The organism is Pedobacter rhizosphaerae (genome assembly GCF_900111155.1).
Classification (GTDB): domain Bacteria; phylum Bacteroidota; class Bacteroidia; order Sphingobacteriales; family Sphingobacteriaceae; genus Pedobacter; species Pedobacter rhizosphaerae.
The window spans coordinates 77146-93314 of sequence record NZ_FOGG01000008.1 but is presented as its reverse complement, the minus strand read 5'-3'; the positions used below and the strand labels follow the sequence as shown (position 1 = coordinate 93314).

Annotated in this window: 15 protein-coding genes; 4 read left to right on the top strand and 11 right to left on the bottom strand. The window is 38.2% G+C overall.

Annotated features, from left to right (window positions below):
• Position 1: 1 nt before the first annotated feature.
• From hemL to BMX11_RS24275, 5 genes are all read right to left on the bottom strand, one after another.
• Positions 2–1372, bottom strand: coding sequence for a glutamate-1-semialdehyde 2,1-aminomutase (gene hemL, locus BMX11_RS08595; RefSeq protein WP_090883488.1), 1371 nt, complete (start codon positions 1370–1372; stop codon positions 2–4).
• Positions 1373–1452: 80 nt separating this feature from the next.
• Entirely contained in the window at positions 1453–2421 is a 969-nt protein-coding gene (gene hemB / locus BMX11_RS08590; RefSeq protein ID WP_175474516.1) for a porphobilinogen synthase, read from the bottom strand.
• Positions 2422–2834: 413 nt separating this feature from the next.
• Positions 2835–4415, bottom strand: coding sequence for a hydroxymethylbilane synthase (gene hemC, locus BMX11_RS08585; protein WP_175474515.1), 1581 nt, complete (start codon positions 4413–4415; stop codon positions 2835–2837).
• Positions 4416–4761: 346 nt separating this feature from the next.
• A complete protein-coding gene (gene hemA, locus BMX11_RS08580; protein WP_090883484.1) occupies positions 4762–5988 on the bottom strand; it encodes a glutamyl-tRNA reductase in 1227 nt (408 codons plus the stop codon).
• 39 nt (positions 5989–6027) lie between these two features.
• Positions 6028–6234, bottom strand: a complete 207-nt coding sequence (locus BMX11_RS24275; protein WP_175474514.1) for a hypothetical protein — start codon at positions 6232–6234, stop codon at positions 6028–6030.
• Here BMX11_RS24275 and BMX11_RS24800 point away from each other — a divergent pair.
• Positions 6163–6486, top strand: a complete 324-nt coding sequence (locus BMX11_RS24800) for a DoxX family protein (protein ID WP_394332673.1) — start codon at positions 6163–6165, stop codon at positions 6484–6486. The two genes, BMX11_RS24275 and BMX11_RS24800, sit on opposite strands and share 72 nt — an antisense overlap.
• 53 nt (positions 6487–6539) lie before the next feature.
• Positions 6540–7367, top strand: a complete 828-nt coding sequence (locus BMX11_RS08570; RefSeq protein WP_090883480.1) for an alpha/beta hydrolase family protein — start codon at positions 6540–6542, stop codon at positions 7365–7367.
• A 75-nt stretch (positions 7368–7442) separates the two neighbouring features.
• Here the strand turns inward: BMX11_RS08570 and BMX11_RS08565 are convergent, their stop codons facing one another.
• The 6 genes from BMX11_RS08565 to BMX11_RS08540 form a co-directional block, all read right to left on the bottom strand.
• Positions 7443–8711: a mechanosensitive ion channel family protein gene (locus BMX11_RS08565; protein ID WP_090883478.1), complete on the bottom strand. Its 1269-nt coding sequence runs from the start codon at positions 8709–8711 to the stop codon at positions 7443–7445.
• Positions 8712–8786: 75 nt separating this feature from the next.
• The gene (gene ispG / locus BMX11_RS08560) at positions 8787–10739 is read right to left on the bottom strand and encodes a (E)-4-hydroxy-3-methylbut-2-enyl-diphosphate synthase (RefSeq protein ID WP_090883476.1); all 1953 of its coding nucleotides are present in this window, start codon (positions 10737–10739) and stop codon (positions 8787–8789) included.
• A gap of 779 nt (positions 10740–11518) precedes the next feature.
• Positions 11519–12133, bottom strand: a complete 615-nt coding sequence (locus BMX11_RS08555) for an RDD family protein (RefSeq protein ID WP_090883474.1) — start codon at positions 12131–12133, stop codon at positions 11519–11521.
• 65 nt (positions 12134–12198) lie between these two features.
• Positions 12199–13155, bottom strand: a complete 957-nt coding sequence (locus BMX11_RS08550) for a LiaF transmembrane domain-containing protein (RefSeq protein WP_090883472.1) — start codon at positions 13153–13155, stop codon at positions 12199–12201.
• A 5-nt stretch (positions 13156–13160) separates the two neighbouring features.
• The gene (locus BMX11_RS08545; RefSeq protein WP_175474513.1) at positions 13161–13817 is read right to left on the bottom strand and encodes a PspC domain-containing protein; all 657 of its coding nucleotides are present in this window, start codon (positions 13815–13817) and stop codon (positions 13161–13163) included.
• Between the two features lie 18 nt (positions 13818–13835).
• The gene (locus tag BMX11_RS08540) at positions 13836–14525 is read right to left on the bottom strand and encodes an SDR family oxidoreductase (protein WP_090883468.1); all 690 of its coding nucleotides are present in this window, start codon (positions 14523–14525) and stop codon (positions 13836–13838) included.
• Between the two features lie 147 nt (positions 14526–14672).
• Here BMX11_RS08540 and BMX11_RS08535 point away from each other — a divergent pair, with 147 nt between their 5' ends.
• Both BMX11_RS08535 and BMX11_RS08530 read left to right on the top strand, forming a co-directional pair.
• Positions 14673–15407, top strand: a complete 735-nt coding sequence (locus BMX11_RS08535; protein ID WP_090883466.1) for an MlaE family ABC transporter permease — start codon at positions 14673–14675, stop codon at positions 15405–15407.
• Positions 15407–16159, top strand: a complete 753-nt coding sequence (locus BMX11_RS08530) for an ABC transporter ATP-binding protein (protein WP_090883464.1) — start codon at positions 15407–15409, stop codon at positions 16157–16159. Before BMX11_RS08535 ends, BMX11_RS08530 begins: the two co-directional genes overlap by 1 nt.
• Positions 16160–16169: the final 10 nt, after the last annotated feature.

Here is a 16169-nt window from a genome sequence, read left to right as displayed (position 1 = left end):
ATTATTTCTTAAACACTAAATCCAGCGCCTCAAAAATTGCTCTTTTTGCTTTTTCCAACTCAATCTTAGTATGTGCTGAAGATACGAAACCAACCTCATATCCGGAAGGGCCCAAATAAATGCCACGGTTGAGCAACTCTCGGTGCATCACCTTAAATTTCTCCATGCTTCCTGCATCAATATCATCGGCAGATTGAATTTTGTCCTTATCAGTAAACGCAAACCAAAAAATAGAGCCAACTGTAAATACTTTAAACTTATAGTTTCTCGCTGTTGCAAAACGCTGAATGCTGGCTACAAATTCTTGTGCTTTGGTATTTAAGTCTTTATAAAAACCCGATTTATTTAATTCTGTTAAGGTAGCAATACCAGCTGCCATGGCTACAGGATTTCCTGAAAGTGTTCCAGCCTGATATACTCCCCCATCTGGAGAAATATGAGCCATAATTTCATTTGAGGCACCGTACATACCTACTGGCAACCCTCCACCGATAATTTTACCATAAGTAACAATATCTGGCGTAATGCCATAATGTGCTGCTGCACCTTCAAAACCTACTCTAAAGCCAGTAATTACCTCATCAAAAATTAATAATGAGTCATTATCGGTACAGATTTTCCTCAAGAATCTGATATATTCTTCATCCTGCATAATCAGTCCGTTATTGGCAGGGATACCCTCAATAATTACTGCTGCAACCTGATCTTTGAACTGGGCAAAAGCCTGCTCAATCGCCGTGGTATCATTTAATGGAATAACAATCGTTTCCTCTGCAAAAGATTTAGGTACACCAGCCGATGAGGTTTCGCCAAAGGTAACCAATCCAGAACCTGCTTTAACCAACAACGAATCGCTGTGTCCGTGATAGCAACCTTCAAATTTGATAATTTTATCGCGAGCGGTAAAGCCTCTTGCTAAACGGATTGCCGACATTACTGCCTCTGTTCCAGAACTCGTAAAACGAATTTTTTCAACGAAGCGATTGTTTTTAATAATCAGCTCTGCCAGTTCATTTTCCAATGCCGTAGGTGCTCCGAAGCTCATTCCGTTCTGCATCACTTCGGTTACCTTTTCTCTTATTTTAGGATTGTTGTGTCCTAAAATTAAAGGCCCCCAGCTGCCACAAAAATCAATAAACTGGTTTCCATCAGCATCCCAAATATAACATCCATCACCTTTTTCTATAAACAAAGGTGTTCCGTATACCGATTTAAAAGCCCTTACCGGAGAGTTAACTCCTCCAGGAAAATAGGTTTTTGATTTCTCGTAGAGTTCGGCAGATTTTACTCTGGAAATATCAGGTTTGCTTCCGGTATTTACTGGAACATCGGCTTCATTGCCTGAAAACATTTTTTTTATTGAATCTAACATCATTTTAGTTTTAAGTAGTACGTATTAAGTTTTAAGTGCACGCCAAAACGTAAGACTTATGACCTATAACTTACAACTTTTTAAAGCCAATCGTTATTTAAAATATCTTTAATATGGTAAGTAGTAATAATACTGGCACCGGCACGTGCGAATGCATGCATGGTTTCCATAACCACTTTTTGCTCATCAATCCAACCTCTCTCTGCAGCTGCTTTTACCATAGAGTATTCACCTGATACGTTGTATACCGCAATAGGCAAGTTGGTATCTTGTTTTAATCGCTGAATAATATCTAAATAAGCCAAACCTGGTTTTACCATTAAAACATCTGCTCCCTCCTGTTCATCCAGTTGCGCTTCGCGCAAAGCCTCTAAAGGATTTCTGAAATCCATTTGATAAGCTTTTCTATCCCCTTTGCTTGGCGCACAATCTGCAGCTTCTCTAAATGGCCCGTAATAAGCTGAGGCAAATTTGGTAGCATGGCTCATAATGGCCGCATTTACAAAACCGTTCTGATCTAAAAGGTTGCGCATGGCTTCAATCCTACCATCCATCATATCTGACGGGGCAAACATATCTGCTCCCGCTTCAGCATGGGTTAAAGCCATTTTGGCAATCACCTCTACTGTTTTGTCATTCTGAACGTAATCGTTTTCTAAAATGCCACAGTGACCGTGTGTAGTGTAAGAACAAACGCAAACATCGGTAATGAGGTATAAATCATCCCCAAATTGTTTCTTCAGCTCCCGTGTTGCTGTAGGAACTAAAGAATGATCATGATAGGCAGATTTAGCATCGGCAGATTTTTCATCTCCAACACCAAAAAGCATAATCTTGTTAAGCCCTTTCTTTAAACCTAACTCTACATCTTTAACTAAGGTATCGATAGAGTAATGATTCACACCTGGCATCGCATCAATGGCATGAGTTACGTTGCTCCCCGGCACAACGAAGTACGGGTAAACAAACATATCTTTTGATAACCGGGTTTCGGCTACCATCTCTCTCACTAAAGGATTTTTCCTTAATCTACGCGGACGATTTAACATAATTATTATTTTAGTATCAAGTAGTTAGTATCGGGTATCAAGACAGGATTTACTATGTCTGTATACTACAGCCTAAATACTTATTTATTTTGGCTCTTCATTAAATTCCTCATTAAAGATGCTGAAACAATTTCAGCATGACGATTTTGAAGAAAATATTCATTTAAGCCTTCAAGGCCGTATCCTTAATCAATTAATCTTCTTCAACGTTGTCTCCTTGAGCTTCCCTAGTAAAACCGGGACAAGTTGCCGAAACGCATTAAATGCACTTGATGTAAATCCTTCGACAGGCTCAGGATGACAAACCTAATTAAGTACAGTCTCCTTCCTTAAATTCCCCAACGAGAGGAAGGAATTGGCGCAATAGCTAAGTACTAACGACTAATTACTAACTACTTTTTATTTCTTCTCCATTACTTTATATCAATCCCAAAAACAGCCTCTGCTAATCCAATTTCATCTGGTGAATAGGGTAGAGTATACTTCACACCCATTTCATCAAATTTCTTGCCTGTAGAGTTTCCGATAGCAATTACTTGCTGTCCTGGTTCAAGCAGATTATCTACAAAATAAGCATCTACGTTAGATGGGCTGGTAAAGATTAAAACATCGGCATAGCTTTGATCAATATCCTCTTCTATTACAGTTTCGTAAATAGGCAAGTCGATTATTTTAGCATCTGCTGGCAGTGATTTCTGGATAGACTGCAATGAGTCTTGCGCTCTTGGGAACAGTACGTGTTTTCCTGAAACCAATTGAGCAAAATCCTCTGCTACCTCAGTGATATCACCACTGGTACCCACGAAATCGGCAAAGTGACCATATTTTCTTAATGCATCTTCAGATCCTCTTCCTACCACGCCGAACTTAGCTTTTTTAGGCAGAACGGGTTTAAGGTTAAAGAAATAGTCTACGCTATTGCGGCTGCTAAAGAAAATCCAATCTACATGACGTAGAATAAACTGATCTAATACCGTAACGATTGGAAAGGTACGGATGAGCGAACGACCTTCAATTTCAATATTATTATTTTCTAATGCACGGCGGAAATAGCTGTGTTCTCCAATTTCACGAGAGATAAATACTTTGCCCGGCTTTTTTCTTTCTCCACTAAATTTAGCAACGATCTTTTCTGCCAATCCTTCAGTACTATTAGCACGTAAAAATAAACGTTCAGGAAAATCTTCGGCAGTTTCGGCCTTGGCAGTCCAAACCTCAAATTCTCCGTCTTCCTTTTTGCAGTAGCAGCCTAAAGGCATATGGCAGCCACCCTCAAAAAGATTAAGCACTTTACGCTCAACAGCTACTTCTTCGGCAGTTGCGGGGTTATTTATCTTTTGAAGTAATTCAAACAGTTCGGCATCATGCTCCCTGATCTGAATACCTAAAGCACCTTGAGCCGGTGCGGGAATAAATTCGGTAGTTTCTAACTCTTCAATATGCAGATCACTCAGATCCAGACCTAAACGCTTAACACCGGCTTTGGCCAGCATAATGGCATCATAATCTTCATCTCTAAGCTTTTGAATGCGTGTAGGCACGTTACCACGAAGGTCTTCAATCTCTAAATCAGGACGCAAGCCTAATAATTGCGCTTTACGACGGTTAGAAGATGTTCCTACCATGGCACCCTTTTTAAGTGATAGTTTCTGAGAAACATCAACGCAATCTTTTAAAATCAAAAGATATTCTGTAGCCTCTTCTCTGGCAGGAATTGCTGCAATAACCAAACCTTCAGGATGCACCGTTGGGAGATCTTTGAGTGAATGCACCGCTAAATCGATGGTTCCCCCTAAAAGTTCTTCCTCCAATTCTTTGGTGAAAAAGCCTTTACCTTCCAGTTTATCTAACCTTAGGTTTAGAATTTTGTCGCCCTGCGTTTTAATGATTTTAAGTTCTGCTTCTACGCCAATTGCAGCCAACTCATCTTTAATGTGGTTTGCCTGCCATAAGGCCAGATCGCTTCCGCGTGTTCCGATGATTAATTTCTTCACTATCAAATTTAAATGAAATGCAAATTTAAGGTAATTACCGCTTTATCTAACAAAATGTTTAAAAATGAGACAGTGAGGTTACATAAACTCCGCTCATTTTCATTTAAAATAAAGGTAATGTAATTTTCTTAGGTAAATAAACCTAAAACGGATGTACTGAATTTGAGAAAAGCAACAGAAAAGCTTTACAAATCGGTTTTCCTACCGAAGCACCTCAGAAGAAGTTAACTAAACCCGATAGCAGTGGATGCCGTTCTTTTATCGGCAGGAACGAATAGCGGGACTGCATTAACCCAAAAGCACAGTAACCTGCTTTTCAGATTATCACAAATGTTTGAAGGAAAGATTATGATTGATTAACTAAAATTTCTTTAGCCATGATCATTGGAACACTAATACATTTTTTTTCCATGTAGTTCATTACACGTTCCAATACTTCACGAGAGGCCTCATCCATCTGACTGATTTCATCAGCAAAAACACCATTGATAGCCGTGTTTTTAATCTCCTTAATTTTACGTGGAACATCTTGCATAGCCAATTCTATGCGGCGTTGCTTTAAAACAAGGAAAAATTCTGAGATATTATTAGCAATAATTTCTTCAGCATGAACCAACTCATTGTAGCGCTCCTGGATATTTTTGCGTGCAACTTCTTTAAGCGATTCTACCTCAATGTAATGAACAGGATTGTGATGAATGACCGCAGGAGTTACATCATTAGGAATAGCCAAATCGACGATTACTTTTTTGCCAGTCTCGCCATTAAGCAATCTGGCATAAAGTTCTTCGGTAATAATTGGTTCTGTAGCGCCAGTACAAGTGATAATTACATCGAAACCCTCATTGAAATTTTCCAGGGCATCTAATGTATAAGCCTTACCATTAAGCTCTTTAGCTAATGATTGTGCTTTAGAAAGCGTTCTGTTGAAAATTGAAAAGTTAGAGTATTTATGTTTATTGAGGTATTTGGCAATATTTTGATTGGTTTCTCCTGCTCCGATGATTAAAATACGTGAATTACTACACATATTAAGCTCTTTAAGTTTGCGGTAGGCCAGGGAAACTACAGAAACGGGATTTTTTGAAATATTGGTATGGGTATAAACCTCTTTAGCTGTTTTAACTACACGATCCATAATCATACGCATGTAGTCGCCAGTAAAGCCAGCATCACGGCAGCTTTCATAAGCTCTTCTAATTTGCGCCAGGATTTCCTTTTCCCCAACAACCAAACTCTCTAATGAGCAAGAGGTCCTTAACAAGTGATTGAAAGCCTCTTCGTTCTCATAAACAGAAACATTATCTATAAAGCGCTCCAGAAACTCTTCCGGTAAACCCATATCTAAAACCCTCAGAAATTTGGTTACAAATTCCTTATCCGTCTTTTCTTTGGTTAAGAAAACAAATTCTACACGATTACAGGTTCCTATATAAAAGATTTCACTTACAGGAAGTTCCACCTGAATATTCTTCAATCTATTATCCAGACTTTCGTCGCAAATAACTAACTTCCCTAAAGATTTTAGGTCTATATGATGGTGCGTAAAAGCGATTACTTTGAAATATTCCAATTGCTTCCGTTATTAACTATTATCGGGATACAAAAGTAATCAAGCAAGGCTAAGTTCACTGTCATTAACCTGTAATTTAGGGCAATTTAGAATGGTTTTAAATAAACAGATCCAAACTACATCAATTTTATGGTATATAAAATCCTGCTTTGGCTCTACTCCATTTTCTACATTGTGGCCGGCATTAATCACATTATTTCCACTGAGGTATATTACGTCATTATGCCCAATTGGTTGCCTGGTCATCGCTTTTTAATTTATTTATCAGGGTTAATAGAAATCATTTTGGGCATTTTATTACTATTTCCAAAAACCAGAAAGCAAGCTGCCCTGTTAATTATTTTAATGCTTGGAGCATTTATACCGGCTCATATTTACATGATAGAAAAAGCTCCTTTCATGCTAGGCGATATACAAATCACCTCATTTATAGCATGGATTAGGTTACCTTTTCAGCTACTTTTTATGTTGTGGGCTGCATATTATTATAAAACCTAAACAACGAATACTCATGTATTTGTTGATAATAGCGAGATGCAAAATTTAAAATTATGATTACACAAAGCAATTTTAGCCTTACCGGGGCTGATGGAAAATTAATTATCGGAGACATTACTTTTGACGACAAAAACCCTAATACGCCTATTATTCTTTTTGTACATGGCTTTAAGGGCTTTAAAGATTGGGGAGCACATAATTTAGTTGCCCGTTATTTTGCTGCCAATGGATATCGTTATATAAAGTTCAATTTATCGCACAGTGGCGTCCCTGCCGATAACCCTATGGATGTGACCGATTTAGAAAGCTTTGCCAATAATACGGTTTCTAAGGAATTATTTGATTTGAATGCAGTGCTGGATTTTATTGAAAAATCTTATGGAAAAGATGTTCAACTCAATTTGATTGGCCATAGCCGTGGGGGAGGATTAACAATTATTGAGGCTGCTAACGATTTACGCATAAACAAACTGATTACCTGGAGCGCAATATCAGGTTTTAACAGTCTTTGGAAAAAGGAGCAAGAGGCTGATTGGAGAAAGACAGGTAAAATTGAAGTTACCAATGCCCGTACCCAGGAGCAGATGCCTTTAAATGTTACTTTGTTAGAAGATTTTGAAGCCAACGCAGAAACCCTTAATATTTTAAATGCTGCAAAGCGGATCAATATCCCCTGGTTAATTATTCAGGGAGACGAGGATGTAAATGTTGCTTTTGAGACTGCCCAAAAACTGGCTGAGGCTAATCCAGGTAGCAGATTAGTGAAAATTGAAGGTGCAAATCATGTATATGGTGCTTCTCAACCTTATGAAAATGATAACCTCCCACCGCTTTTATTTAAGGTTTGTGAGAAGTGTTTGGTGTTTTTAAGAGAAGAATAAACAATTGAGACTGTATCCTAATATTCATCAACAGCTACCTCAATCGGAGCCGAATATAGGATACAGACTCCTCCTTTATGTTCTATTGATGAATTGCCGCATATCGCTGCCGCTCGGACTTTGGAAAATCTCCAGATCAAAATAAGGTACCGTCGCGAGTAAATGATCGAATATATCTGCCGCAACTTCCTCAAATTTCTTCAATCCTTTTTCCTTTGAGAAGACATAAATTTCAATTGGAAGTCCATTTTCTGTGGCTTGGAGCTGCCTCACCATAAAGGTCATCTCAGTATTGATGTATGGGTTGCTTTCAAGGTATTTTTCCGCATACACCCTGAAGGTCCCTATGTTGGTCATGTGCCTGCCATTAACCAGATTATTGGGATTTACAGTATGCTCGGCATTAAACCGTTCAATGTGTTCTTGTGTTTCCCGAAGATAGTCTTTTAAGAAATCGATACTTTTCAGGCGATTAATCAGTTCTTCATCGCAGAATTTGATGCTGGAGATTTTGATATTGATGTGCCGTTTAATCCGCCTCCCCTCACTTTCTTCCATGGCACGCCAGTTTTTGAAAGACTCACTTACAATGGCATAGCTGGGCACAATGGTAACTGTTTTATCCCAGTTTCGCACTTTAATGGTGGTTAAGTTGATTTCTGTGACTTCTCCATCTGCACCATATTTTTCTACGGTGATCCAATCCCCTACTCTCACTAAATCTATTGCACTCATCTGCACAGAAGCTACAAACCCTAAAATTGGATCTCGAAAGACCAGGATTAAGACTGCGGTAACTGCGCCAAAACCACCAAAAACATAGAGCGGGGATTCTCCTAAAATGATGGATAGGATTAACACAAAACCTACTATATAAAAAATGATTTTAGCAACCTGCTTGTAGCTTCTTATGGGCTTATCTGCATACTTTTTGGAGGCCTCCATAATGGACACCAATGCATTAAGAAATGCATTTATGGCAAACATAACGGCCAAAACAATATAAATTTTGGCAAAAATCAGGGCGTAGAAAAGCGCAGTTTTAAAATCCTCGAAGAGATAGGGCACAACATTGTAAATGATGTATGCGCCGAATATTAATGCAAAAGCCCTGAAAACCCGAAATTCAAAAAGTGCCTTTTGCCAATCGGACTTTGTCTTTGCACTTTTTACTGCTCCGATAAAAACCTGACGTGTAATAAAGATGGTAATGAACAAAAAGAGGATTACCCCAATTAATCCAATAAAAAAGTAGGAATAAATCAGTTCATTACCTGTAAGCCCCTGCCGGGTCAATAAACTTCGTAACTCGTTAAATATGGATCGAAACTCCAATATATTCATGAAAGCAATTTAGTGTTTCTTAGTTAAAAAGTAACAAGAATTGAGAAGTTAGCGCTATTCGAATTTGCCTGAGGACTATAATTTTTCTACCCAGTTGCCATCATCTTTTATAATCCCAATCAGTTCATCAAGGGCATAGGCTGTGGTTACATTTTTCTTCACCACTTCTTTTCCACGATAAAGTGTTATTTTATCTGGTCCTGTACCTACATAACCATAATCGGCATCTGCCATTTCACCTGGTCCGTTTACGATGCACCCCATGATACCAATCTTAATTCCTTTAAGATGATCGGTACGAGAACGGATGAGTTGGGTTGTTTCTTGTAAATCGAAGAGCGTTCTTCCGCAGCTTGGGCAGGAAATATATTCAGTTTTACTAATACGGGTACGTGTAGCTTGCAAGATCCCGAAGCTGGTCGAATTAATAAGTGCGAGATTATGGCCCGGAGCATCAATCCATACACCATCTCCGAAGCCATCGGTTAACAAGGCTCCTAAATCGGTAGCTGCATAAAGCATCAGATTGTCTGCGTCTACCGCCGTGTAACTTCTTTTAATGATTACCGGAATCTGGATATTTTGATCTTGTAGTGCTACAAAAAACGATCGTTGTGCGGCCATGCCATGTTCAGCCCTGGTTTCCAGAATCAAGACAACGGTACTGTTTAATTGTTGGATTAATGAGCTGTTTAATTGTTCTGCATCAACCTGTACAAAATTTAAATGTTCATCCTTGATTTCAGCTTTTTCAAATTCCTGAACAGAGAATAAGGGGTGAGCATTTTGCTTATCCTTTAAACCTAACCAGGTGTTGTAGTTATAAATTTGCTTTAAATTTCCTGGAAAAGAAAAAGAAGGCAAATTATCTCCTAAATAAGCTAAATCGCAAGCCTGATCTGCCAGGTTATATTTATCTAATCCTGCACTATAGTTGTATCCAATGGTGTTTAAAAAATAGGGATCTTTCAAGTTTTGCTGAGCAACATCGATCATTACAAGCGGATGATGATGATCGCCAATATGCTGTACAGGCTGTGTTACCCGGCGATTATACTCATAGGGAGAATAAGTTGGGCGTTGAGGATTTGGAAGCTTGGTAATGGATTCTAAGCTTCTTTTAGCATAACGATCTGCAAGGGCTTTGGCCACTGGCGCTTCAAATTCTGGATCTTCGGTTAGCGAAACACGAATGGTATCACCTAGGCCATCTTCTAATAGTGTACCAATTCCAACAGCCGATTTTATACGTCCGTCTTCTCCATCTCCTGCTTCGGTTACCCCTAAATGTAAAGGATAGTTCATTCCTTCTTTAGCCATTGTCTCTACCAACAAGCGGTAGGCCTGTACCATTACCTGGGTGTTACTAGCTTTCATAGAGATAACCAGATTATAGTATTGCTGGTCTTCGCACATGCGGATAAACTCCATTGCGGATTCGACCATTCCCCTTGGCGTATCGCCATAATGGCTCATAATCCGATCAGATAACGAACCATGGTTGGTGCCAATGCGCATGGCAGTACCATATTCTTTACAGATTTTTACCAGCGGAATAAACTTTTTATAAATTCTGTCTAATTCTGCATTGTAAGCATCCTGGGTATAATCTATATTTTCGAATTTCTTTTTGTCGGCATAGTTACCTGGGTTCACCCGCACCTTTTCTACAATACGTGCAGCCATTTCTGCAGCATTTGGCGTGAAGTGGATATCGGCAATTAAAGGCACATTATAACCTCGGTAACGCAGTTCTTTCTTAATATTAGCTAAGTTTTCTGCTTCTTTTATACTGGGTGCGGTAATGCGTACGTATTCACAGCCAGATTCTACCATGCGAATGGTTTGTTCTACTGTACCTATCGTATCCATTGTATCGGTGGTGGTCATAGATTGAATCCTGATGGGATTATGCCCACCCAGCGCAATATCACCTATGTTCACTTCGCGGGTTAAAAACCTTGAATATTGTGTTAAACTGTTACAATATCCGCCTTCTAAACTGTGCTTTACCGATAAATTTTCCATGCGATGCAAAGATAATGATTGTTGGAATGTTTTAATGTTGGAATGTTGTAAAAGAAAAGATCGTTTAGTAGCAAGGATTATGAAGCGGGTAGCAAGATTGTTTTTTACCTCTTCAAACTTTAGTCTTCAGCTTTCTACCTTACAAACATTAAGCAGTTAAGGTACGTTAAGCCGATTGCACTTTTAACTTTAAACTTTAAACTCTCCAGGCTTTAGTCTTTCGGCTTTCTTCCTTATAAAGATTAAGCAGTTAAGGTACGTTAAGTCGATTGCACTTTATACTTTTAAGTTTATACTTTAAACTCTCCAGGCCTCAGTCTTTCAGCTTTCTGCCATACAAACATTAAGAAGTTAAGGTAAGTTAAGCCGATTGCACTTTACACTTTAAACTTTTAAACTCTCCAGGCCTCAGTATTTCAGCTTTCTGCCTTACAAACATTAAGCAGTTAAGGTACATTAAGCCGATGGCACTTTATACTTTAAACTTTTAAACTCTCCAGGCTTTAGTCTTTCAGCTTTCTGCCATACAAACATTAAGAAGTTAAGGTAAGTTGTAAGCCGATGGCACTTTACACTTTTAACTTTAAACTTTCAACTTTATACTTTAAATTCTCCAGGCCTCAGTCTTTCAGCTTTCTGCCATACAAACATTAAGAAGTTAAGGTAAGTTGTAAGCCGATGGCACTTTTAACTTTACACTTTCAACTTTATACTTTAAACTCTCCAGGCCTCAGTCTTTCCACATTCTGCTTTCCCGAACCTCAGATCCCCTGGCACCACTAGATCAACCGATCCTTAATCACCAAAGTATTTGCGGCGATATCGTGCCAGCATTGGTTCTTTTTATTGAGAAAACTATATAAGTAACCAAAGAACAGCGGGATAACAGAAAGTATTTTGGAAAAGTTTCTAATAAAAGAAGTCCCTACAGAAATACGGCTACCTTCCAAATCTGTTACTTTAATGTTCAATAATTTTTTGCCTATTGTGGCCCGGTTTTTTGAGGCTTCGGCAAAACTTGCATAAATTAGTTTAATTAGAAACACGAGTGGGAACGGCACTAAAAATGCCATAATACGCTCTTGCTTTTCCTGAATATAAATGTAACTGGTTAGAATAATTACACTGTATACCATTACAATAAGGAAATGATCTATTACAGAGGCAAGTAAGCGCTGATCAAATGCAGCAAAGTATTGAGGAGCAGTTTTCTGGAAGGTAAACCCTAGAAGCTCACGCAATTCTGGCATTGCGTGAGCTTCTTTATAATCGTCCATTCCTGGTTTCCTTACAAAGGTATTCGGTTTAATATTTAAAGTTGTGAGCTCAGAAAGACTATATGGCCCAGCCGGCTTTCCATTAACAACAACGGTATACTCTTGATCGGTATTCATTTAATTGTGGTAGTTACTTTGATATAGATACCTGGGAGATTGCCAAAATAATTTCTGGCGATTCCTTAATATCTTTCTACTTCAAAGTTACTTAATCCACCGTCTAAATTGATAAAGATTTTTTTGGTTGAGGTTTTATAATTAGAAGTTTCATACACTCCATCACTCAACTTTTCAAATCCTTCGAAATCTTTGGCAGATAATCCTGTTTTCGTTTTGATTCTGCAACCCGCGTTGGTAGGCACCTTAATTTTAACATCTGCCACACCCGATTTTACAATCACATCGGCAATTGGCAGCAAGTCGCCCATTTTAATATCTAAAGCGGCCGCACCGCCATCAAAGCGGAAAGTACGTACTTTATAGTCTGTAAAATCCAGATCAGCCTCTCCTGCACCAAGCTTCATCAACACATCCCAGTTGGCTGCTTTATTTAATTTGAAATCTACATCATTGCCATTATCGCTAAACTTCCATTTATTCCTTCTATCATCCATACTCAAAGTGAGGATGGTTGCACTATCGGTAACCAGTTTCTTCAAGGAGAAGTTACCATGCCTTTTTTTAATATCGGCATTAATTAATTCTGAAGTTTCTCCATCCAATTTGAAGGAAATTCCTCCACCAGATATATTTAAAACTGTTTTCTTAGCACTATCAGCAGCGATGTAAGGCTCGAACAAGTTTAACCGGTTAAAGGCGGTGTCTTTATCATCGTCATCATCAATATTGATATCCATATCCTTATTAAAGTGTTTCCCAAACCAGGAGTTGGAAGGCCTTTGCTGTCCTTTAACAAAAAGAAAAGATAAAGAAATAACCAATACTGCAATTGAAATGACATTACCAGTTTGAGAGTTATTCCGGTTGAATAAAATATTTACTCCTGCAATGATCAAAAATATTGGCCAAAAGCGCCAAACCGTACGCCAATAAAAATCAATTACGCCAAAGTTTTCCAGTAGAAGTACACCGCCAATAAATAGCAGTAAAATACCCCAAATTAATCTATCTAATTTCATAATATTTATACTTGAGGGTTATGAGGTGTTGTGTTGTTATCATCATTAGCTATAGGTTTTTCTTCTACAATTGTATCAGAAAATGTTGCCGTTTTGGGTGCTTCTGTTGCTGCAGCCTGCTGGCTCTGCCACTCTTTCCATTCGTTTTTCCTTTTAGATTTAGCAATAATGCTAATACCTAAAGCAATAAAGATAATTGGCCACAGATTTCTAAAGCTGATCCAATAAGGGATTAATCCCAGCTCTCTGGTTAAGAAGAAACAACCTACAACCAATAATACTAAACCTCCTATTATTCGACCTGTATCATTTGGCTTATTAAATTTGCTAAAGTCGGCTTGTGTTTCGAAAGGTTTTTTCTCTGCACCTTCATTAACTGGCTGAGTCCAGTTTACACCGCCTGAGCCAAAAGGGGGAGTATTGGGATTATTTTTATTAAAATAATCATTAAATTTTGAAAATCTTGCTGCCGGATCGTTATTTACGGGTACAATAATCCACATCACAATATAGGCAACAAGGCCACCTCCAGCCATAAATATGGCCGATAATGCAAACAATAATCTAACTATGGTTACTTCCACCTGCATGTAATCTGCAAGGCCCGAAGCTACACCAGCAATCATTTTATCGTGTTCGTTTCTAAAAAGCTTCTTTTCCATAACGTTGTTCATTTTGTGTTAAAAATCTAGCGGCGTAATCAGTACCTCATCAACGTTTACCCCTTTACTTAAGTTTAAAATGGTATATAAAGTTTCTGCAATATCTTCTGGCTGTACAAATTTCTCATCAGGAATTGTTGTCCCTTCCCAAGAAGCAGTTTTAGTTGAACCTGGCAAAAATGCAGTAACTTTAACGTTGTATGGGGCTAACTCTTGCCGTAATACATGATTAAGACTTAACATCGCTGCTTTTGTTACACTATAACTTCCACCATTTTTAACAGGTGCATTACTGGCTACCGAGCAGATGTTAAAAATATGGCCCTTCTTTTCGGAACGCATCTTTTTTCCAAAAAACTTGCTGATGTAATAGCCAGCATTGACATTAATGTGCTGTTGTTTTTCGAATACTTCATTGGCTTCATCCAAAAGGCTACCAGGCATAAAGGCCCCAACATTATTAACCAAAATATCTACGAAGCCGAAATCTACTTCTGCATTTTTCAAAAAGCCAAGTACCTCTTCTTTCTCGGAACAATCAACAGGATAAATTGAGACCTCAATTTTATGTTTCAGCAATTCAGCGCGAAAATCATTCAATTCATTTGGGTTACGGGCGATTAGAATTAAATCGTATCCATTTTGAGCAAGTTTAATCGCTATAGCTCTACCAATTCCTTTGGTGGCACCTGTAATGACAGCCTTCATTATTTTGTGGTTTAATTTTTGTTAACAAAAAACCATATTTATATTCAAAACCACGAATATTTTTAGAATTAACAAAGTCCGACAACTTTTTTATCGTTTCTTTGTAGTATTATAAGTTGAACATTTAAATTAAGCAACACATACGGAATGAATTTTACCAATTTCGGCAGGTACATACTGCTACTCAAATCTGTATTTAGAAAGCCGGAAAAATTTAAAATATATTTTAAGGAGATTGCCAAGCAGATGGATTATGTTGGCGTAGGCTCTTTAGGGTTAATTGCCATTATATCTACTTTTATCGGTGCGGTAATGACATTACAAATTGCCTTCCAGCTGGTTAGTGATTTTATCCCTAAAACAATTATTGGCTCTGTAAACCGCGACTCCAGCATTCTGGAGTTAAGCCCAACCATTAGTGCAATTGTACTGGCAGGTAAAATAGGATCGGCCATTTCTTCTGAGATTGGCACCATGCGGGTAACCGAACAAATTGATGCACTGGAAATTATGGGGATTAATGCGCCTGGTTATCTGATTTTACCAAAAGTAATTTCGGGTATCACCATGGTACCGCTTTTAGTTATCATTTCAATGTTTTTAAGCATTTCTGGTGGTTATATTGGCGGGGCATTATCTGGAGCCGTTACTCCGGCAGAATATATGCAGGGTATTACTACAGATTTTAATCCTTACACCATTACAGTGGCTTTAGTTAAAGCATTTGTTTTCGGTTTTATTATCACAACCGTACCTGCCTATGAAGGCTTTTACGTAAAAGGTGGCGCTTTAGAGGTATCTCAGGCTAGTACTAGGGCTGTTGTAATTAGTTGTATTTCCATTTTAGCTTGCGATTATATCGTGACCCAATTGTTATTGTAATGATAGAAATCAAAGATATTTATAAATCATTTTCTGGTAACGAAGTACTAAAAGGCATTTCTGGAAAATTTGAAGAAGGCGTTACCAATCTTATCATTGGAGGCTCGGGATCAGGTAAAACTACTTTGTTAAAATGTATGGTGGGCTTGCATCAACCAGATTCTGGCTCGGTTTTATATGATGGAAGAGACTTTACTCCAATGTCTTATGAAGAGCGTATTGAAGTGAGGAAAGAAATCGGTATGCTATTTCAGGGATCAGCCCTATTTGACAGCATGACCGTTGAAGAAAACATTATGTTTCCTTTAAATATGTTTACCGAACAAACACGTAAAGAGAAATTAGAGCGTGTAAACTTCTGTTTAGAACGCGTAAACCTGGAAGGCAAAAACAAACTTTATCCTGCCGAGCTTTCAGGAGGAATGAAGAAACGTGTTGGTATTGCACGCGCTATTGCCATGAATCCTAAATATTTATTCTGTGATGAGCCGAATTCGGGCCTTGATCCTAAAACATCGATCGTTATCGATGAACTCATTAAAGAAATTACCGAAGAATATAAAACCACTACCATAGTGGTAACTCATGATATGAACTCGGTAATGGGAATTGGCGATTATATCCTCTTTTTACATGAAGGAAAAAAATTCTGGGAAGGCAGTAATAAAGAGATTGCACATACTGATATACAAGAACTTAACGACTTTGTATTTGCAAGTCGTTTTATGAAGGCAGCAAAGGATAAGTTTTAATTTTTTTGTA